General features: G+C 68.5%; 16 protein-coding genes. 7 read left to right on the forward strand and 9 right to left on the reverse strand.

Features of this window, described 5'->3' with window-relative positions:
* Positions 1 to 59: 59 nt before the first annotated feature.
* From MJQ72_RS24250 to polA, 7 genes are all read right to left on the reverse strand, one after another.
* On the reverse strand, positions 60 to 383 hold the full coding sequence (locus tag MJQ72_RS24250; protein ID WP_240593225.1) for a CU044_2847 family protein: 324 nt from the start codon (positions 381 to 383) through the stop codon (positions 60 to 62).
* Between the two features lie 9 nt (positions 384 to 392).
* Positions 393 to 1,682: an ABC transporter substrate-binding protein gene (locus MJQ72_RS24255; RefSeq protein ID WP_240593226.1), complete on the reverse strand. Its 1,290-nt coding sequence runs from the start codon at positions 1,680 to 1,682 to the stop codon at positions 393 to 395.
* Positions 1,679 to 2,752, reverse strand: a complete 1,074-nt coding sequence (locus MJQ72_RS24260; protein WP_240601411.1) for a hypothetical protein — start codon at positions 2,750 to 2,752, stop codon at positions 1,679 to 1,681. Before MJQ72_RS24260 ends, MJQ72_RS24255 begins: the two co-directional genes overlap by 4 nt.
* The gene (locus MJQ72_RS24265) at positions 2,643 to 4,175 is read right to left on the reverse strand and encodes a vWA domain-containing protein (protein ID WP_240593227.1); all 1,533 of its coding nucleotides are present in this window, start codon (positions 4,173 to 4,175) and stop codon (positions 2,643 to 2,645) included. Before MJQ72_RS24265 ends, MJQ72_RS24260 begins: the two co-directional genes overlap by 110 nt.
* A 10-nt stretch (positions 4,176 to 4,185) precedes the next feature.
* A complete protein-coding gene (locus MJQ72_RS24270; RefSeq protein ID WP_240593228.1) occupies positions 4,186 to 6,420 on the reverse strand; it encodes a serine/threonine-protein kinase in 2,235 nt (744 codons plus the stop codon).
* Positions 6,417 to 8,021, reverse strand: coding sequence for a serine protease (locus MJQ72_RS24275; protein ID WP_240593229.1), 1,605 nt, complete (start codon positions 8,019 to 8,021; stop codon positions 6,417 to 6,419). Before MJQ72_RS24275 ends, MJQ72_RS24270 begins: the two co-directional genes overlap by 4 nt.
* A 242-nt stretch (positions 8,022 to 8,263) precedes the next feature.
* Positions 8,264 to 11,005: a DNA polymerase I gene (polA, locus tag MJQ72_RS24280; protein WP_240593230.1), complete on the reverse strand. Its 2,742-nt coding sequence runs from the start codon at positions 11,003 to 11,005 to the stop codon at positions 8,264 to 8,266.
* A gap of 62 nt (positions 11,006 to 11,067) precedes the next feature.
* On the opposite strand from polA, the gene MJQ72_RS24285 reads away from it, so the two are divergent.
* Positions 11,068 to 11,496: a PaaI family thioesterase gene (locus MJQ72_RS24285; RefSeq protein WP_240593238.1), complete on the forward strand. Its 429-nt coding sequence runs from the start codon at positions 11,068 to 11,070 to the stop codon at positions 11,494 to 11,496.
* 57 nt (positions 11,497 to 11,553) lie between these two features.
* Positions 11,554 to 12,522, forward strand: coding sequence for a LysR family transcriptional regulator (locus MJQ72_RS24290; protein ID WP_240593240.1), 969 nt, complete (start codon positions 11,554 to 11,556; stop codon positions 12,520 to 12,522).
* Here the strand turns inward: MJQ72_RS24290 and MJQ72_RS24295 are convergent.
* Entirely contained in the window at positions 12,488 to 13,300 is an 813-nt protein-coding gene (locus MJQ72_RS24295) for a S9 family peptidase (RefSeq protein WP_240593242.1), read from the reverse strand. The genes MJQ72_RS24290 and MJQ72_RS24295 overlap by 35 nt on opposite strands.
* Before the next feature lie 437 nt (positions 13,301 to 13,737).
* Between MJQ72_RS24295 and MJQ72_RS24300 the strand changes: the two genes are divergently transcribed.
* From MJQ72_RS24300 to MJQ72_RS24320, 5 genes are all read left to right on the forward strand, one after another.
* Positions 13,738 to 14,892 carry a branched-chain amino acid ABC transporter substrate-binding protein gene (locus MJQ72_RS24300; RefSeq protein ID WP_240593243.1) on the forward strand — a complete coding sequence of 385 codons (1,155 nt, stop codon included), beginning with the start codon at positions 13,738 to 13,740 and terminating at the stop codon, positions 14,890 to 14,892.
* A gap of 114 nt (positions 14,893 to 15,006) precedes the next feature.
* Entirely contained in the window at positions 15,007 to 15,978 is a 972-nt protein-coding gene (locus tag MJQ72_RS24305) for a branched-chain amino acid ABC transporter permease (protein WP_034315979.1), read from the forward strand.
* Positions 15,975 to 17,114 carry an ABC transporter permease subunit gene (locus tag MJQ72_RS24310; protein ID WP_315860744.1) on the forward strand — a complete coding sequence of 380 codons (1,140 nt, stop codon included), beginning with the start codon at positions 15,975 to 15,977 and terminating at the stop codon, positions 17,112 to 17,114. Before MJQ72_RS24305 ends, MJQ72_RS24310 begins: the two co-directional genes overlap by 4 nt.
* Positions 17,111 to 17,884 carry an ABC transporter ATP-binding protein gene (locus MJQ72_RS24315; protein WP_240593246.1) on the forward strand — a complete coding sequence of 258 codons (774 nt, stop codon included), beginning with the start codon at positions 17,111 to 17,113 and terminating at the stop codon, positions 17,882 to 17,884. Before MJQ72_RS24310 ends, MJQ72_RS24315 begins: the two co-directional genes overlap by 4 nt.
* Positions 17,874 to 18,587, forward strand: coding sequence for an ABC transporter ATP-binding protein (locus MJQ72_RS24320; protein WP_044851129.1), 714 nt, complete (start codon positions 17,874 to 17,876; stop codon positions 18,585 to 18,587). Before MJQ72_RS24315 ends, MJQ72_RS24320 begins: the two co-directional genes overlap by 11 nt.
* Positions 18,588 to 18,632: 45 nt before the next feature.
* On the opposite strand, the gene MJQ72_RS24325 is transcribed toward MJQ72_RS24320, so the two are convergent.
* Entirely contained in the window at positions 18,633 to 19,163 is a 531-nt protein-coding gene (locus MJQ72_RS24325) for a hypothetical protein (RefSeq protein WP_396427003.1), read from the reverse strand.
* Positions 19,164 to 19,196: the final 33 nt, after the last annotated feature.

A 19,196-nucleotide genomic window follows, 5' to 3' on the forward strand; every position in this document is an offset into this window, starting at 1 on the left:
CCCCGCATCTAACGCGACGAAAGCGTCCTTCACCGCGTCTCATGCGGGGAAAGCGTCCTTCAGCTCTCGGCCTCCCGGACCCACTTGAGCTTGACCTCGAAGTTCCCCTCCAGGCCCGTTTTCGCGATGACGGCGCCCGCCTGGGCGGTCAGCTTGACGCCGAACTTGAGCTCGACCTCGTCCGGTCCCCTGGTCATCGACCGGAAGGTGTCCAGCGCCGCCGCGGCCGCGTCCTTCACGTTCGCGAGCGCCGCTTCGAAGGACCCCTTGGTGTCCTCGATCAGGTCGTCACGCCGGGAGACCCGGGCGGTGCCCGGGACCGGATCGATCTCGACGACCACCGAACCGCCGCCTTCGAGCGGGAACCGTGCCAGGTCGTTCACCGATGCTCCTCACTGTCCACAAGGGATTGTCAACCATTCGCCGGGTTGGATGCTCTTCCGGACGTCGTCGAGCTGCTTCAGCAGGATGTCCAGCCGGTCCCGGTTGCTCAGGTACTCCAGGACGGCGCGATGGAACGCGCCGGTCATCGTCGCGGGCATCAGGTCGGAGGCGTCGAAGCACAGCGCGGACGCCGACGTGATCGTGTCCGCGACCCTCCGGCTCACCTGGTCCGGATAGATGTCGGGACCGAGCCGCCGGTTGGCGGAAAAGGCGTTCGCGCGCAGGATCGACGGCCAGATCCGCTGTGCCTTCTCCGAAGCGAGGAACTCCATCAGCTTCCGTGCCTGCGGGGTGTCCTGGAACATCCCGGCGAGGTCGGCCGCGACCTCGGAGACGTCGCGCCCCGGGAAGGAGAGGAAATCGAAATCGGTCCCCGGCTTGGGAAAGGTCCCGTCGGGGCGCTTGAAGTTCTGGTAGCGGCTCATGATGAACGACGCCTGGTGTTCGAGTGCGCAGCCCGGCGGATCGGTGAACATCGCCTTGCCCGCGTCCCCGAAATCGGTCAGCAGCGCGGCCGCGGTGCCGCCGCGGATCGCGGCGGGTTCGAGCACGGAACCCCAGTCCAGCCACGCCTGCTTGATCTCGGGCGAGGTCCACGGCAGCCCGCCGGACGCCCACTGCCAGTACTTCTCCGGCCCCGCCGCGTGCAGCAGGATGTCTTCGATCCAGTCGGTTCCCGGCCAGCCCGAGGTGGGCGGGGCGCCCATCCCGACGCACCAGGGCGTGCCGCCCGCCGCCGTCAGCCCGGCGGAGTACTCCCGGAGCGCGGCGAACGTCGTCGGGCGGATCCCGGTCATCCGCGCCGGGTCGTACCAGATCAGGCTCTTGAGATCGGCCTTCACCGCGACCGCGTACAGCTTCTCGGTGCCGATCTGCTGCAGGGTCACCCACTGCGAACTGAAGGACCGCTTCACGGCGGCGGAGAGGTTTTCGTCGAGCGGCAGCAAATCGCCGGACTTCCGGTACTTCGCCAGCACGCCGGCGTTCGGCAGGACGGCCACGTCCGGCGGCGTGCCGCGCTGCACGTCCGAAGCGAGTACCTGGTCGACGGCCCGGGTGCCTTCGTAGAGGTAGTCGATCCCGGTCTCGTCCTTGAACGCGTCCAGCACCTGGCGGAACGCCTTCTCCTCGCCGTCCGTCCAGGACGCGAGGACGACGACCGGCTCGTCCGCCGCCGTCGCCGAACAGCCGCCCGCGACCAGTGACAGCGCCGTCAGCACGGCGATCAGGCGTTTCATGGGCGATACCGGTATTCGTCGATCCGGGCGTGCAGCCCGAGCAGGACGAGCCCGCCCGCGAGCAGGGTGCCCGCCGGGATCAGGAACTCCCGTCCGCCGGATTCGGCCGCGGCGGAGGCGTCGGCCGCCACCGCCTTCGCGCCCGCCGTGGCCACCCGGGTGTTGTCCGTCGCCACCGTGGTGGACTGTCTTGCCCGGGCCAGGAACTCGTCGACGGTCACGCCGCATCCCTGCTCCTCGTCGCAGTACCCGGTGAGCAGCTCGGCGAGCCGCCGCTGGCCGGCGTCGTCGGCCGCCTGGATCTGCTGGGACCGCACCGCGGCGACACCGTCGAGCCGCTCCCCGACCGAATCCAGCCTGCCGCGGCTGACCAGCGTGAACACCAGGGCGACCCCGATGGCGGCGATCAGCACGGTGGCCACGAGCAGCGGGACGTTCGCCACCCGCCGGAAACGCTTCCGCAGGTACAGCTGGGTGAAGACCAGCAGCACCAGCAGGGCCAGCACCGGCAGGAGCCACAGCGGGAGCATCGCGAGACTCATCCCGGTGTCCGACAGCTGCCGGTCCAGCGCCTCACGTTGCCTGTCCTGCAACACTTCCAGCTCATCCAGGACACCGCCCGAAGCGTGCAGCAGCCGTGAGGCATGCCAGAGATCGACCGCGCCCAGCACGGCGGCGTCCGGCTGGCGGAAGTGTACGTCGGCCTGTCCGATGGAGCCCGAGTAGGCCGCGACCTGGCTTTCGATCACCTGCAGCGCGTTACCGCCCGCCTCACCCGCCTGGTTGAACTCCGCGACCCGCGCGAGGCTCTGGCTCGCCAGCGCCAGCTGATTCGTGTACTCCTGCCCCGGCCCGGCCAGTCTCGCCTCGCCGGAAGCGAAACTCGCGATCGCGGCGGCGTCGGCGGCCACCAGCGCGGCCCGCGCGGCGGTCACTTCGAGCACCGCCTGCGCGGTGCGGTCACGGACGGTTTCCGCCGTGTTCTGGACGTTTTGGAACGCCCACAGCGAGACCACCAGTACCGCGAGGGTGAGCGCCAGGAGGGCGGTGCGGAGCCGGACCAGCCGCACCCGGGTGGCCGTCACGAAACCGCCTCGCCGAACGGTCTTCCGCAGCCGACGCAGAAGTTCGCCCCGGCGGGTGAAAGCGCGGGGCAGACGGCGCAGGCGACCGGTGTTCCCTCGGGCATCGGCCGATCTTCCTGCGGAAGAGCGATTTCCGAAACCCTCGAGGGGATGACGACGTGCAAGGCGTGGCTGCGGGTCGCGTCCGGCCGCAGCCGCACCACCCCGTTCTCCGCGTCGACGATCTCCACGACCCCGAGAGACGGCTGAGGATCTCTTCGTCGCCCGCGGCGGTGGCCAGGACGACCGCGCGCCCCCAGTCCCGTTCGGCCCCGGCCCGGTCGCCGGCCGCGTAGGCGTCGCCGCCGGCGGTCAGCGCCTCGCCGAGATCGGCCAGCGCGGCGTACTTCGAGACCATCGGGTGAATCAGCGTCGGCGGGATCGGATCGCGCGTCCACCGCCCCGCGATGGCCAGCGCGTCCTCCTCGACCGCGGCTCCCGGCACCGGGACGAGTTCCGTCCACGCCAGCTGGCGATCTTGTCCGAAGCTGGGTTCGAGGTCCGGATCGAGATCCAGGATCAGCTGGTAGTCCCGCGTCTCGTCGCTCGCGAACGAACCGAGCGACAGCTCCTGTTCGCGGACGCCGGCCGCCCGGCACCGGTCGGTGAGGTCGTACTCGTCGGGGAACACCTGCTTGATCGATCGCAGCCTGCTGAACGGCATGGTGCCGATCCGCAGCCGGACCTCGGGTAGCACCTTCGTCATCGCGCTCTCGATCAACTGCCGGAAATCCCCGGCGAGTGCGTCGTCCTCGACGACGGAATCGACGTTGCCGCGCAGGACCCGGCCGATCTGGGTGAGCTCGGCGGGCTCCCAGCCGTCGCCGATCCCCCTGGCGTCGCAGACGAACCGGCCCTCGCAGCTGTTCAGCACGGTCATCAGGTCGGCCCTGGTCTGGGAATCGTTGCGGCCGTCGGTGAGCAGGATGGCGTGGCGGACGGCGTCGGGCACGCCGTCGAAGAGGTCGCGTGCCTTCGCCAGCCAGGCACCCATCGCGGTGCCGCCGACAGCCGCGAGATGCTCGACGGCGGCACGCGCCTCCGCCCTGGTCCGCTCGGAAGCGGTCACCAAGCCGTCCTCGGCCGGGTAGATCGTCTTCGCGCGGTCGGTGCCCTGAATGACCGCGAACCGCACCCCGTCGGGGAGGACGTCGATGGCCGCCGCGGCCGCTCGCCGGGCTTCGCCGATCTTGGTGCTGGGGAACCGCATCGAGCTGGAACAGTCGATCATCAGGACCTCGGCGGCCGTCCTGGCCGCGGACGCCTCGCCGCCACGGGAGACGACGCGGACGATCGCGGTCATCGCCCGGTCCCCCTCGGCCAGGAACTTGTTCTGGTGCACTTCGAGGCCCAGACTCGGTTCCTTCATCTCTCCCCTTTCACACCAGCGTCACCGGTCTCACCGAGTTCGCGAGATCGATCAGCACGTCGTGCGCTTCCGGCGCGGGCGCGTGATGGGCGAGCCGCCGGTACGACCTGTCCAGCACGGTGCGGGCACCCGTCTCGTCCGCGCGCAGGATCTCCCCGCCGGTGATCCCGTCCTGGCCGAGCAGCACCCCCGCCAGCCCGGTCTCGCGCACGGCCGTCACCAGCCGGTCGAAGGCGTCGCCGTCGAGGTCCAACGCGGTCAGCCGGACCACGGCGTCGTCGAGTTCCGCGGACGACGGCAGGTCACCCGTCTCCGGCATCGGCGCGGACAGCACACGCACGCCGGCGATCCGCGCCGCCTCGTCGTAGCGCGAGAATTCCGGGACCTGGTCGAGGATTTCGACGGCGGCCGCACGATCACCGCGCGACAAACGGACCCGCGCGAGGCCGAACGCCGCGCTCACCTGCGATCGGTCCCGCACCCACAAGGCGTCGTAGTACCGCTCGGCGGCGGCCGCGCCGTTAAGATGCTCCTCGCAGAGCCCCAGCGCGAGTTTCGGCGGCTCCTCGCCGGGGATGTCGCGGTACACGGCGGTGAACTTCTCCTTGGCCGCGGCGAAGTCCCCCGCGCCGAGCGCGAGCAGGCCACGGTGCCACGCCACCCGCCAGTCGTGGGCGGCGCGCTCGCCGAGCAGCCGTTCGGCCTCGGCCACCGCCCGCGTGCCTTCGATGACGGCCCCGAGTTCCAGCTGCGCCCGGCACCGGCGGAACCCGACCTCCGGCGAACCGGGCACCTTGTCGAGCTTCTTCAGCAACCGCGCCGCGTCGGGCGCGCGGACGGCACGGAGGAAGTTCGCCTGCGGATCGTCCGGATCCTCACGCGGTACCGGCAGCCCGAGGGCGATCTCCGTGGCGGACGGCCGCGCGCCGAGCGAGACCGGGGTGCCCCGCGTCCAGTGCTCCAGCGGCGGAGCCTGACCGAGTCCCGCGTCGAGCAGCACTGCCCCTTCGGCGAACAGCGTCGATCCGCCGGGCCGGGACTGCTTGTCCCGCAAGGAAAGGATCTCGCCGAGCACGCCGTCGAGCTGGACCAGCATTTCGCGCGCGGTCGCGAACCGCTGTTCGAACGGGGCGGTCGCCCGGTCGAGCACGCGGAGGAACGATTCGATGCCGAACCGGACGCCGCGCGCGTCGGTGGTGACCGACCAGCCGTCGCTGGCCTGGAACAGCTCCCGCAGTGTCACGCCGACGGTGTGGATGTCGGAGCGGACGGTGAGGCCGTGGGTCGCCCGTTCCCGCGGGGTCACCTGATAGTGCTCGGTGCCGACGATCGGGCTTTCGTCGTCGTCGATCTTGCGGATGGCGCCGAAATCGATGAGCTTGATCCGCTTCTCGCCGTGGATCACGTTGTCCGGCTTCATGTCGCAGTACAGCAGGCCTTCGCCGTGCAGGTAGTCGAGCGCGGTCAGGATCTCGCGCCCGTACGCCACGACGTGCTCGACCAGCAGCCGTCCCTCACTGGAGTCCAGCCCGGCCCGGCCGCGGTTCTTGACCTCCCGCAGCGAAAGGCCGTCGACGAACTCCATCACGATGTAGCGGAAGTCGTCGTGCTCCACCACGTCGAGGATCCGGACGATATTCGGATGATCCAGCGCGGTGAGCACCTGGCTCTCGGTTTCCGCGATCCGGACGGCGGCGGTGTTGTTCGTGTTGATCAGGCCCTTGAGCGCGACGTACCGGTCGCCGAGCCCGGAATCCGTTGCCAGATAGACGAATCCGAGCCCGCCGCGCGCGACACAGCCGACCACGTGGTAGCGGCCGTCGACCACGTCACCCGCCGTGAGCTTGGGCGAGAAGGAGAACGGCGTCCGGCAGACCGGGCAGAACCCCTCGGCGGGCGCGGGCCCGCCGCCGATCGAACGGCCGACCGGGGCGGTGCACCCGTGCTTGCCGCAGAACCGTTCCTCCTCCGGGACATGCGGCTCGGTGAGCAGGCGGCCCGCGACGTCCGGGAGTTCGACGACGGGCAGCGGGACCCGGTCGTCCGCGCCGGCGTGGCCCGCGATCTGCTGGGAACGGGTGACCACCGTGCTGGTGATCCTGGTCGGCGCCGCATCGGGGCCGGGGATCACCAGTGTCGGTTTCGCCCGTGGCTCTTCCGGTGCTCCGGGCGGCAATCCGCAGATCTTGCAGAAGCCGGTCTTGCCGAGCACACCCGGGCACCCGTCCCGTCCGCAGGCCGTCATCCGTCGATCCGTTTCCGTACGGTGTCCGCGTACCGCTCGACGGCGGCCGCCGCGGCCGTCAGGTCACAAGGTCCTTCGAAGAGCATCCGCCAGGCGGGGGCGTAGGCGGCATCCAGTTCGACGTCTTCGACGAGCCCGCCGTTACGGGCCATCTCCCCGTACGCGTCGAGCCGGGCGCGCAGTTCGGCGCGCCGGGCGAGGTTCTCGTCGAGGAGCCGGCGCAGGTCGCGAGCGCGATCGACGGTCTTGGCCACGGCACGCTCACAGACCGGAAGCTGCCGTTTCACCCAATCGGTGTCGCCATCCCGCTCCGCCGAACGCAGTTGTGTCAACGCGCCTCTCAGCCGTCGCGCCTTGGGATGGACATGCGGTGCGTCCGAGAAACGGGGCGCGTCGCTCAGATTGTCCTTCTCCAGACTTTCGAGTTCACCCAACCGGGTTTCCAGGAGGGCGAGACGGCCCTCGGTGTCGTCCTCGTCCGCGGGCAAGACGTCCGTACTCGACCGGACCACGCTCACCCCGGGCGAAGTCGCCTCGCGGAACGCCAGCGCGAGCCGCAGCCCGAGTTCGTGCGCGCGCTGGGCCAGCGGCACGAGCACCTCACCGACGAGTTCGTCGGGTTCGGCGGCTTCGTCGATCCCGTAGACGACGACGGTGCGGCCGGAACCGTGACGGCCGGCCGGCGAATCCGCGGCGACGTCGAGCCGCTCGGAGATGCGGCGGCGCACCTCGTCGGCGGTCTTGCCGATCGCGTCGACGGCCAGCACGACACTGCCCACCGGCGGCACCGTCGGCCCGGTCGCGGTCCGGCCGGCGCCGCTTTCGCGGTCGGCGAGGACGACGGCACGCCGCAACGAGGCGGCGACGGCGGAATCGTCCTGTCCCATGATGATCACCCGGACGTCGGCCCGGCCGTGCCCGCCGAGCCACCGGGCGAATTCGGCCGCGAACCGCGGATCGAGCGCGGGCGGCTCCGGATACCGCACGAAGCTCGGGTCGATCGCGGGGCTGCCTTCGGCCCAGCGGCGCAGTTCCGGCAGGTAGCCGAGCATGGTCTCGACCGGGATCATCCACGAGACACGGGCTGCCTCGGTCGCGTACCGGGTCGCGACCATGCCGACGACGTGGCCGGTCTTGTCGGCGATCACCGCGGCACCGCTGAAGCCGTGGGTGATCGGCTCGGCGTCGGGATCGCGGTGCAACTGGACGCGTTCGAGACCGTGCCCGCCGTCGCCGACGACGGTCGCCAGCGACCACATGCCGTCCGACCCGGCGGGGAAGCCGTACGCGCGGACGCGTTGGTGGTCTTCGAGAGCGGTCCGGTGCAGCGGGGCGCCGGAGATCTGTTCCTCCGGGTCACGCAACCGGAGCAGCGCGATGTCCCCGCCGTCGTCGCCGATGGGCGCGGCGTGCGCGACGACCGTGGCGATTCCGGGCTCCACACCGGGAAGCGCCACGAAATCCACCGCGACACCGTCTTGGCCTTCGATCACGTGAGCACAGGTGAGGAGATGCCCGGCGTCGAGCATGGTCCCGGCGCCCAGGACCCGCCCACGATGATCGCGCAGCCGCACCCGCCAGCGTCTGCGCTCGGAAGTCACCCGAAAGACCCTACCGATCGTGAGTGGCGATGACGGTTCTAACCGTCATTACCACTCACGAGGCCTAATTTGTCTGGCGGTGAACCCGCGTCCGCGATCGACGTCGGCAGGGCGCCACCCGGTCATCCACGTCCCCGTGGCAGCCAAAGGCGCCCTGCCACCGCGATAGCGGGGCCTGCGGCCGGGGCGGGTTCACTCGTCGGGTCCGTTTCACGGTCCGTCTTCAGCTCCGCCAACAGGCTCTAATGCGCGGCGTCGTTCCAGGACCGTCCGTACCCGACCGAGACCTCCAGCGGGACCGCCAGCTCGTAGGCCGAACCCATTCCCTGGCGCACCAACGCTTCCAGCTGCTCGCGCTCGCCATCGGCGACCTCGAGGACGAGCTCGTCGTGGACCTGCAGCAGCACGCGGCTCTTCAGCTTCGCCTCGGTCAGCGCCTTGTGCACGTTGAGCATGGCGACCTTGATGATGTCGGCCGCGCTGCCCTGGATGGGCGCGTTGAGCGCCATCCGCTCGGCCATTTCGCGGCGCTGCCGGTTGTCGCTGTTGAGATCGGGCAGATAGCGGCGGCGGCCGAAGATCGTCTCGGTGTAGCCGACCTTCGCCGCGTCGCCCACGACCGAATGGAGGTAGTCGCGCACGCCGCCGAACCGGGAGAAGTACGCCTCCATCTGTTCCTTGGCCTCTTCGGTGGAGATCCGCAGCTGCTGCGAAAGGCCGTACGCCGAAAGCCCGTACGCCAGGCCGTACGACATCGCCTTCACCCGGAAGCGCAGCTCCGGCGTGATCTCCTCCGGCGGCAGCGAGAACGCGCGCGACGCCACGAAGGTGTGCAGGTCCTCGCCGCTGTTGAAGGCCTGGATCAGGCCCTCGTCCTGGGAAAGATGCGCCATGATCCGCATTTCGATCTGGCTGTAGTCCGCCGTCATCAGCTCGGCGTACCCGTCGCCGACGACGAACGCGTCGCGGATGCGGCGGCCTTCTTCGGTGCGGATCGGGATGTTCTGGAGGTTCGGGTCCACCGAGGAGAGCCGTCCGGTGGCGGCGATCGTCTGCAGCAGCGTGGTGTGGATGCGGCCGTCGTCGGCGACCGACTTGATCAGGCCCTCGACCGTGGTGCGCAGGCGGGTCGCGTCCCGGTGCTCCAGCAGATGCTGCAGGAACGGGTGCTCGGTCTTCTCGAACAGGCTCTGCAGGGCCTCGGCGTCGGTGGTGTAGCCGGTCTTGGTGCGCTTGGTCTTCGGCATGCCGAGCTCGTCGAACAGGATGACCTGCAGCTGCTTCGGCGAACCGAGGTTGACCTGCTTGCCGATGACCGCGTACGCCTCCTCCGCGGCCTGCGTCACCCGGCTGAGGTAATGCGCTTCGAGGTTGGTCAGGTGCTCGATGTCGACCGCGATACCCGCCGCTTCGAGCCCGGTGATCACCTGCAGCAACGGCAGTTCGAGCTCGGCGAGCAGCTGCGCGCCGCCCAGTTCTTCGAGCTCCTTGGTCAGCGCGCCCGCGAGCTCGGCGACCGCGCGGGCCTTGACCAGCTCGGCCTGGATCTCCTTCTGCTCCATGTCCTCGGCGCCGCCGTCGAGCAGGGAGAGCTGCCCGTCCCCGGTGTCCGCCTCGGACCGCAGCTCACGGTGCAGGTACCGCAGGGCGAGGTCGTCGAGCTCGAAGGTGCGCTGGCCGGGGCGGACCAGGTACGCCGCGAGCGCGGTGTCCATGACCAGCCCGGCCAGCGTCCAGCCGCGCGCCTGGACGGCGTGCAGGGGGACCTTGAGCTCGTGGCCGATCTTCTGGATCTTCTCGTCGGCGAGCCAGGCCGTGAGCGCCTTGTCGTCTTCGGCGTCCATCGTGGTGACGTCGACGTACGCGCCTTCGCCGTCCGCGGCCGCGAAGGTGATGGCCTTCAGGTCGGAGCGGACCGAGGCGCCGGTGGTGCGGAACGCCAGGCCGACCGGCTTGTCTGTGCCGGTGTGCGCGGACAGCCATTCCGTGAGCGCGCCCGGCGCGAGCTTCGAACCGCTGACCTCGAAACCCTCCTCGGCCTCGGGCTCTGCGCTCTGCAGGGTGGCGAAGAGCCGGTCTCGCAGGACGCGGAACTCGAGCTCGTCGAACAGCGCGTGGACGGCCTCGCGGTCCCACGGGCGCAGCTCGAGCATGCTCGGGCCGAGCTCCAGCTCGACGTCGCGGATCAGCTCGGTGAGCTGGCGGTTCAGCATGACGGCGCCGAGGTGCTCGCGCAGCGCGTCGCCGACCTTGCCCTTGACCTCGTCGACCCGGTCGATCAGCTCGTTGAAGGAGCCGAACTGCCTGATCCACTTCGCGGCCGTCTTCTCGCCGACGCCCGGGATGCTGGGCAGGTTGTCCGAGGGGTCGCCACGCAGCGCGGCGAAGTCCGGGTACTGCGCCGGCGTGAGGCCGTACTTCTCCTCGACCGCCTCGGGGGTGAACCTGGTCATCTCCGACACGCCGCGCTTCGGGTACAGCACGGTGACCTGGTCGGTCACCAGCTGGAGCGCGTCACGGTCGCCCGTACAGATGAGGACGTCGAAGCCTTCGGCGGTCGCCTGTGTCGTGAGCGTGGCGATGATGTCGTCGGCTTCGTAGTTCTCCTTGGTCAGCGCGGGGATGCCGAGGACCTTGAGCACGTCCTCGACCAGCCCGACCTGGCCCTTGAACTCGTCCGGGGTGCTGCTGCGGTTGGCCTTGTACTCCGCGAACGTCTCCGACCGGAACGTCTTGCGGGAGAGGTCGAACGCCACCGCGAGGTGGGTCGGCGCCTCGTCGCGCAGCAGGTTGATGAGCATCGAGGTGAACCCGAAGACCGCGTTCGTCGTCTGCCCGGTCTTCGTCTTGAAGTTCTCCGCGGGCAGCGCGAAGAAGGCGCGATACGCCATCGAATGGCCGTCGATCAGCAGCAGTTTGGGCCGCTCGGCCTGTGCGGTGGCGGGTGTGGCGTTGGCAACGGTCGTGTTCTCACTCGGGCTCACGGGAGCGAGTCTAGGGTGAGGGTCTGACAGTCCTACCTGTCGTGTCGTTTAAGGAGCGCTGCGTGACCGAACAAGCCCTCGAATCCTTCGCCGGGATCGACCCGGCCTTCGCCGGACAGCAGCTCAACGACAAGCTCGGGCTCGAGATCAGCGAATTCGGTCCCGAACGCGTCGTGGGCAGCATCCCGGTGGAGGGCAACCTCCAGCCCTACGGCCTCCTCCACGGCGGCGCGAACGCCGTCGTCGCGGAAGCCCTCGGTTCGATGGTCTGCGCGCTCAACGCCGGCATCGACAAGGCGACGATGGGGCTCGAACTGTCGTGCACCCACCACCGGGCGGTCCGATCGGGGCGGGTGACCGGTGTCGCGACGCCGGTGCACGTCGGACGGGGGACCGTGACCGCCGAGATCGTGCTGACCGACGACCAGGGGCGCCGGTCGTGCACGGCGCGGCTGACCTGCGTGGTGCGGGAGCGTCCGCCGGGCGCCTGAACGAACCCTTCCTCGCGTCTGAGTACGTGAAGGGGGCCTTCACGTACTTTGAGCGGCGTGGATCTCGACACGGCCCAGGTGCGCGCGTTCGTCGCGACCGCCGACCACGGCCATTTCGGTCGCGCGGCGGAATCCCTGTTCCTCACCCAGCAAGCGCTGTCGAAGCGGGTCCGGAAGCTCGAGGACGCGCTGTCGGTCCAGCTGTTCCGCCGCACCAACCGGTCCGTCGAGCTGACCGCCGACGGCGGCCGGTTCCTCCCGCACGCGCGCGAGCTGATCCGCGCGGCCGACGCCGCCGTCGCCGCGATGGGCCTCCAGGACCGCCCGCCGCGGCTCGACGTCATCGATCCGCGCCTCTCCCCCATGTACATGCTGCGGCGCATCGCGGAGCGGGATCCGGCGCTGGCGGTCGAGCGGGTCGCCGGGCGCGGGCTGGCCAACGCCCTCGACCCGCTGGTCCGCGGCGAGATCGACCTCGCGTTCGGCCGCGTCGCGGACCTCGGCCGCGAAGTTCCCACCGAGCTCGACCACCGGCTCGTCCGGCTCGAACCCTTGGTCGCCCTTCTCGCGCCGGAACACCCGCTCGCGGGGAACGATGTCCTGAAATTGTCCGATCTCGAGAACGAGGGCATCTGGATTCCGCAATTGGGCGGCCCGGTCGAATGGCTTTCTTATTTGCAACGCCTATGCAAAGAATTCGGCGTCCCGATCGACGACTCCGGGGTCAGCTACGACCTCCGGCACACACTGGAACAGACGCGCTACGGAAAGCAGCGGGTCACCCTCGCGGGCGCCGACATGGATCTCGCGTCCGACCTCAATCTGCGCGTTCTTCCGTTCGAGCCGTCGCCGCTGTTCCCGTGGTCGGTGGTGTGGCGCCGCGGCGAAGGCCCGGCCCTGCGGCGCCTGCTGGCGCTCGCGGGCCGGACCAGCCACGAAGAAGGTTGGTGCGCCTACGATCCCGAGCGGGCCTGGCTGCCGGACGACGACCTCAAGCAGTTAGGTGCCGGGCGAACCAGCGCGTGAGCTCGGCGTCGACCAGCTTCGCGTGTCCGGTCTGCGGAGCGGGTTCGAGGCCGGGCGCCTCGGCGAATTCGTGTGCCATCCCCGGGATGGTGACGAGTTCGGATCGCCGCTCCCCCAGCGCCTTGTGCAGGGCTTCGGCCGGTTCGGTGATCGAGACGTCGTCCTCCTCGCCGATGACGAGCAGGACCGGCGCGGTCAGTTCGTCCGCCCGCCGCACGTAGTCGTACTCGTTCGCGACCGCGCGGGAGCGGTCCGACCAGGGGTAGGTGATGTCGTAGACCCGCTCGTTCGCCGCGATCACCGGCGCCAGCTGGGTCACCGGGTTCACCAGCGCGGCGGCCGCCACGTCGATCTCGGCGTGGGTCAGCATCTGCAGCGCGACCCCGCCGCCCTGCGAACCGCCGACCAGCCCGACCGGACCGTCCTCAATGGACAGGCGGGAGCGCAGTTCCGCCACCGCCGCCGGGAACTCGGCCTCGACCTGCTTGGTGAGCGGCTCGACGACGTTGAGCACGTTGTCCTCGCTCGCGAGCCGGAAGAAGCCCTCGAAACCGCCTTCGGGAAACCGTTTCCCGGTCAGCGGCAACCCGAGGTGCACCCGCCACGCGTGCAGGTCCCGCATCGGCAGCGCCGCCGCCATGGCCGCCTCGCTGAACGGCGCGCCCAGCAGATGCCAGGTCAGCACCAGTGGCGCCGGACGCTCGCTGTCCGTGGGCGGCAGCGCCACGAACGGAACTCCTGCCGCCACACCTTCGATCGCTTCGGTACTTGTCGTCATGGGAACAGCCAATCGCGAGGTCAGGGCCGAGATCCAACAGCCGTTCGGACCCCGGTGACAACCATCGGTTGTCATGACGCCGAGGAAGCGGGGGCACCGTTGGCGCCCTTTGGGGCAGCATTGCTACGACGAACGGCCGCCCACGAAGGAGCTGAAAAACCGCAAGATACGCGGCCGAAACATGATCCTTACCCACGAGCATGATCGACGTGGTAGCGGTGAATCCCCAGCGTGACCAGCGAAGACTCGCCAACCGGCAACATTCGCCTTTTCGTGCAATTCGTTCTGGTTTCGACCGTCACGATGTGGACACAGAGTGATGGGCGTCTGGGCAGATCATGGCGTATGGGGATATCTTCCTGCCCTAACCTAGCCCCTGTGTCGGGGGCAACGCCTACCGGCGGCTGGTTGGTCATGGGAGGTAGTCGGTGTCAGGAGTGCGTTTTGGACGGGTTTTCGCCGTCGCGGCGGCTGCGTCGCTGGCGCTGGCGGGCTGTGCAGGCGGCAGCAGCTCGTCCGGCAGCGGTGACAGCAGCACGCTGAAGATCGGGTTCATGGGTGACCTCACCGGTGAGAACTCCGGGATCGTGATCCCGCCCCGCAACGGCGCCAAGCTCGCTATCGACGAGTACAACAAGACGAACCCGGCGATCAAGCTGGAGCTCAAGGAATACGACAGCCAGGGCAAGCCCGAGCAGGCGACGTCGCTGATCGCGACCGCCGTCGGCCAGGACAAGATCACCGCGCTGATCGGCCCGGCCTTCTCCGGTGAGTCGAAGGCCATCGGCGGTCAGCTGGAGCAGAACAAGATCCCGAGTGTGTCGCCCTCGGCGACCAACGCGGGCCTCTCCTCGAACGGATGGAAGTACTGGCACCGTGTCGTCGCGAGCGACGCCAGCCAGGGACCGGCGATCGCCAACTTCCTCATCACGGCGAAGTCGCCCAAGAAGGCCTACATCATCTCGGACGACCAGGAATACAGCGTCGGCCTGGCCGACAACTTCGAGAAGACCTTGAAGGAGAAGAACGTCCCGAGCGAGCGCGACAAGTTCGCCAAGGACGCGTCGGACTACTCCTCGACCGTCCAGAAGGTCAAGGCCGCGAACCCGGACATCATCCTCTTCGGTGGCTACTACGCCCAGGGTGGCCGTCTGCTCAAGCAGCTGCGTGACGGCGGCGTGACCGCCACCTTCGCGACCGGTGACGGTTCGCTCGACGCCCAGCTGATCAGCGGTGCCGGTGCCGCGGCCGCCGAGAAGGCCGTCGTCGGCTGCCCGTGCAACATCCCGGACGCCGGCTCCACCGACGAGTTCAGCACCAAGTACAAGGCCGCGTTCAACGTCGATCCGGCGATCTACTCGAGCGAGGGCTACGACGCCGCGACCGCCATCATCAACGCGGTCAAGTCCGGCGCCAACACCTCGGAGAAGATCAACGAGGCCCTCAAGACGATCGACTTCAAGGGTGCCTCGAAGCAGATCAAGTTCAAGGAGAACGGCGAACCGTCGACGGAAGCGATCAACATCTACCAGGTCACCGGTGGTGTCCTGAAGAACCTCGGCGTCTCGACCGAAGCCAAGCTCAACGGCTGACGGAGCAGATAGGAACACCTAACGGAAGCGGGGGCGCTGTGCGATCACAGCACCCCCGCTTCCCGCAAATGTGGCGAAAGAAATCCTCGCCCCGTCCCGTAAGGCATCCACGTCATGCTTCAAGACCTGCAAGCCCAGTTCCTCGGTAGCACCATCGGCGGACTGGTCGCCGGAAGCATCTACGCCCTCATCGCCCTCGGCTACACAATGGTCTACGGCGTGCTCCGGCTCATCAACTTCGCGCATTCCGAAATCTTCATGATCGGGACGGTCACGTCCCTGTTCGTCCTGATCACCATCGCGGGTGGCACCGCCCCGATCACGCTCGGCGTGTTCGGGATGATCGCCGTACTGCTGTTGATCATCATCGCTTCGGCCGCCGTATCCGGTGGTGCGGCGGTCCTGCTGGAGCAAGTGGCCTACCGGCCGCTCCGCAAGAAGGGCGCGACCCGGCTCGCCGCCCTGATCTCCGCCATCGGCGCCTCGCTGTTCCTCCAGGAACTGTTCGGCCTCGAGATCATCGAGTGGATCACCGACAAGTCCGGCCGCGTGCAACAGAACGCGCCGCGCTTCATCCCGCACGAGGAGCTGTTCCACATCGGCAACGGTGTGGTGCGCACGGACCACGTGTTCGTCGTCGTCGGTGCCGTGATCATGATGGTCGTACTCGACCAGCTGGTCAGCCGCACCCGGATCGGCCGAGGTATCCGCGCCACGGCGCAGGATCCCGAAGCCGCCGTGCTGATGGGCGTCAGCATCGACAAGATCGTGCGCCTCACCTTCCTGCTCGGCGGCGCGATGGCCGGTGTCGCCGCCGCGCTGTACGTGATGGAGTACGAGAACACCGACTACCGCATCGGGTTCCTCCTCGGCATCAAGGCGTTCACCGCGGCCGTGCTGGGAGGTATCGGCAACCTGCGCGGCGCCCTGCTGGGTGGCATCGTGCTCGGTTTGGTGGAGAACTGGAGTTCCATCTTCTTCGGTTCGGCTTGGAAGGACGTCACCGCCTTCGTGGTACTGGTGCTGGTCCTGATGTTCCGTCCCACCGGCATCCTCGGTGAATCGCTGCAGCGGGCACGCGCATGAAGGGCAACGAAGAAGTGGCTGAGAAGTCCCCAGAGAACGGAAAGCCGACGCGCGCCGGCTTTCACCCCGTGGACGGCATGCGGGATTGGTGGGCACGCGCCCCGCATTGGCAACGTTATGGCGTGTACCTCGCCCTGATCATCGGCGCGCTGATCCTGCCCGCGCCCGCGATCGGTTCGTTCATGTCGCCGGAATCGGACTGGACCACGGTCCTGATCTTCCCGGTCGGGGTGTACATCCTGCTGGCGATCGGCCTGAACATCGTGGTCGGCCACGCGGGCATGCTGGACCTCGGGTTCGTCGCGTTCTTCGCGATCGGCGCGTACACGCTCGCCGTGATGGGCACCCTGCACGGCTGGGGATTCTGGGGCACGCTCGTGCTCGGTATCTTCCTGGCGGCGATGTCAGGGGTGATCCTCGGTGCTCCGACACTCCGGTTGCGCGGCGACTATCTGGCCATCGTGACCCTCGGCTTCGGTGAGATCGTCCGGATCACCGCGACGAACACCGACTCCATCGGCGGCGCCCGCGGTATCACCAACATCCCGCACCCGGAGCCCATCTTCGGGACCGAGTTCCTGCTCGACCCGGCGCCGTACTACTACCTGATCCTCGCGGCGATCGTGATCGCGATCATCTTCTCGGTGCGGCTGCACAAGAGCCGCGTCGGGCGGGCGTGGGCGGCCATCCGCGAGGACGAGGACGCCGCCGAGCTGATGGGTGTCCCGACGTTCAAGTTCAAGCTGCTGGCGTTCGCCATCGGCGCCATGCTCGGCGGTATGGCCGGTGTGGTCTACGCGAGCAAGGCCGTCTTCATCGAGCCGAACAACTTCCCGTTCATCCTGTCCGCGACCATCCTCGCGGCCGTGGTGCTCGGTGGCGCGGGCAACCTGCCCGGCGTCATGCTCGGCGCTTTCCTGGTCGCCTGGCTTCCGGAACGGTTCCGGTTCCTGTCCGAGTACCGCATCCTGATCTTCGGTGGTGTGCTGGTGCTGATGATGGCGCTGCGGCCGGAGGGTCTGCTGCCGTCGCGGCAGCGCAAGGCGGAACTACGAGAAGGAACGGGCGGGATGGGTGCCATGGGCGCCGAAGTCGCGGGTCCGGATTCCGAGGCTTCGGCGGAGGTGACGAAGTGAGCGCGCTGCTCGAATTCGACAAGGTGACGATGCGCTTCGGCGGTGTCACGGCCTTGAAGGAAGTCAACCTCACCATCGACCAAGGTGAGATCTTCGCTCTCATCGGCCCGAACGGTGCCGGCAAGACCACGGTCTTCAACGTGATCACCGGCGTCTATCGGCCGACCGAAGGCCAGGTGCGCTTCGGCGACACCCGGATCGACGGGATGAAGCGGTTCAAGATCAACCAGAACGGGATCGCCCGGACGTTCCAGAACATCCGGCTGTTCCACAACATGTCGGCGCTCGAGAACGTGATGGTCGGTGCGGACTCGCACCACAAGACCGGCGCGATCTCGGCGACGCTGGGCCTGCCCATCCACCGCAAGGAGGAGAAGCGGGGCCGCGAGCTGGCGAGGGATCTGCTGGACTTCGTCGGCATCGGCCGGGTCGAGCACAACACCGCGAAGAACCTCTCCTACGGCGACCAGCGCCGTCTGGAGATCGCGCGTGCGCTCGCGACCGACCCGAAGCTGCTGCTGCTCGACGAGCCCGCCGCCGGGATGAACCCGGCGGAGAAGAACTCGCTGCAGCAACTGATCCGCAAGATCCGCGACGACGGCCGCACCGTGCTGCTCATCGAGCACGACATGGGCTTGGTCATGCAGATCGCCGACCGGCTGGCCGTGCTCGACTTCGGCCAGAAGATCGCAGAAGGGCTCCCCCACGAGGTGCAGAACAACCAGAAGGTGATCGAGGCTTACCTGGGGGTGGCGGAAGATGCTTCTTGAGGTTCAGGACATCAACGTCCACTACGGGAAGATCGCCGCGCTCAAGGGAATGAGCATCGAGGTCGGCGAGGGTGAGATCGTTTCGCTCATCGGGGCCAACGGCGCAGGCAAGACCACGACGCTGAAGACGATCTCGGGCCTGCGTCCGCTGACCAGCGGCCGGATCCTCTTCGACGGCAAGGACATCTCGAAGACGCCCGGCCACAAACGGGTCGAGCTCGGGATCGGCCAGTCACCGGAAGGCCGGGGCGTGTTCCCCGGGATGACGGTGCAGGAGAACCTCCTGATGGGTGCCTACACCCGCAAGGACGATCTGAAGGCCGACCTCGACGAGGTCTACGAGCTGTTCCCGCGGCTGAACGAACGCAAGACCCAGTTCGGCGGCACGATGTCCGGTGGCGAGCAGCAGATGATCGCCATCGGCCGCGCGCTGATGACCAAGCCCAAGGTGCTGCTGCTCGACGAGCCGTCCATGGGCCTGGCGCCGATGCTGATCGCGCAGATCTTCGACATCATCCGCGAGATCAACAAACGCGGGACCACGGTCCTGCTGGTGGAGCAGAACGCGCAGCAGGCGCTGAAGCTCTCCGACCGCGCGTACGTGCTGGAGACCGGTCAAGTGGTCAAGAGCGCCCGCGGTGCCGAGCTGCTGGACGACCCGCAGGTGCGGGCCGCCTACCTCGGTGGCGACCTGGGCGTCTGACGCCTTTCGAGAAGGGCCCCGTCGCTTCCGCGGCGGGGCCCTTTCTCATGCCAGCTTGATGTCGGTGCCCTTGAGGTTCTTCATGTCGGTCAGCGTCGGACCGCCGAAAGCGCGTAGCACCGCGGGTTTCGCCTCCTTGGGAAGGTCGAAGTAGAGGTCGAACTCGACCCGCACACCGCGCCCCAGCTCGAACTTGTCCGGCTGCCGTTTGATCGTCATCGCCTGGTTGTCGACCGCGATCACCGCGCCGGAATCGGTGACCAGCTGCTGGCGCCGGGTGTCGAAGAGGATGCCGGACACCCCCTTGCCCGTGACCACCAGCCGGAGCCGGACGAACTGCCCCTTCGCCTCGAACTCGGTGTGACTGCCGGTGAGGCTGTGCAGCCCGGCGGCCAGCCCGATGAGGGAGAACTCGGTCTCCCCGTTGAGCGCGGGCGGCAGGTGCAGCGCGGTCTCGTCCGGGCGGACTTCTCGCGCGGGGAGATCGTAGACGGGTTTGGCGGGTGGCTGGTCTTGCCCGGCGGAGCACCCGGCGAGCAGGAGAGCGGCTGTCGCGAGAGCCCCAACGATTCCGATGCGCACCCCGTCGATTCTGCCCCGTCCCGGGCT

The sequence above is a fragment of the Amycolatopsis sp. EV170708-02-1 genome (genome assembly GCF_022479115.1).
In the GTDB taxonomy this organism is placed as follows: Bacteria; Actinomycetota; Actinomycetes; order Mycobacteriales; family Pseudonocardiaceae; genus Amycolatopsis.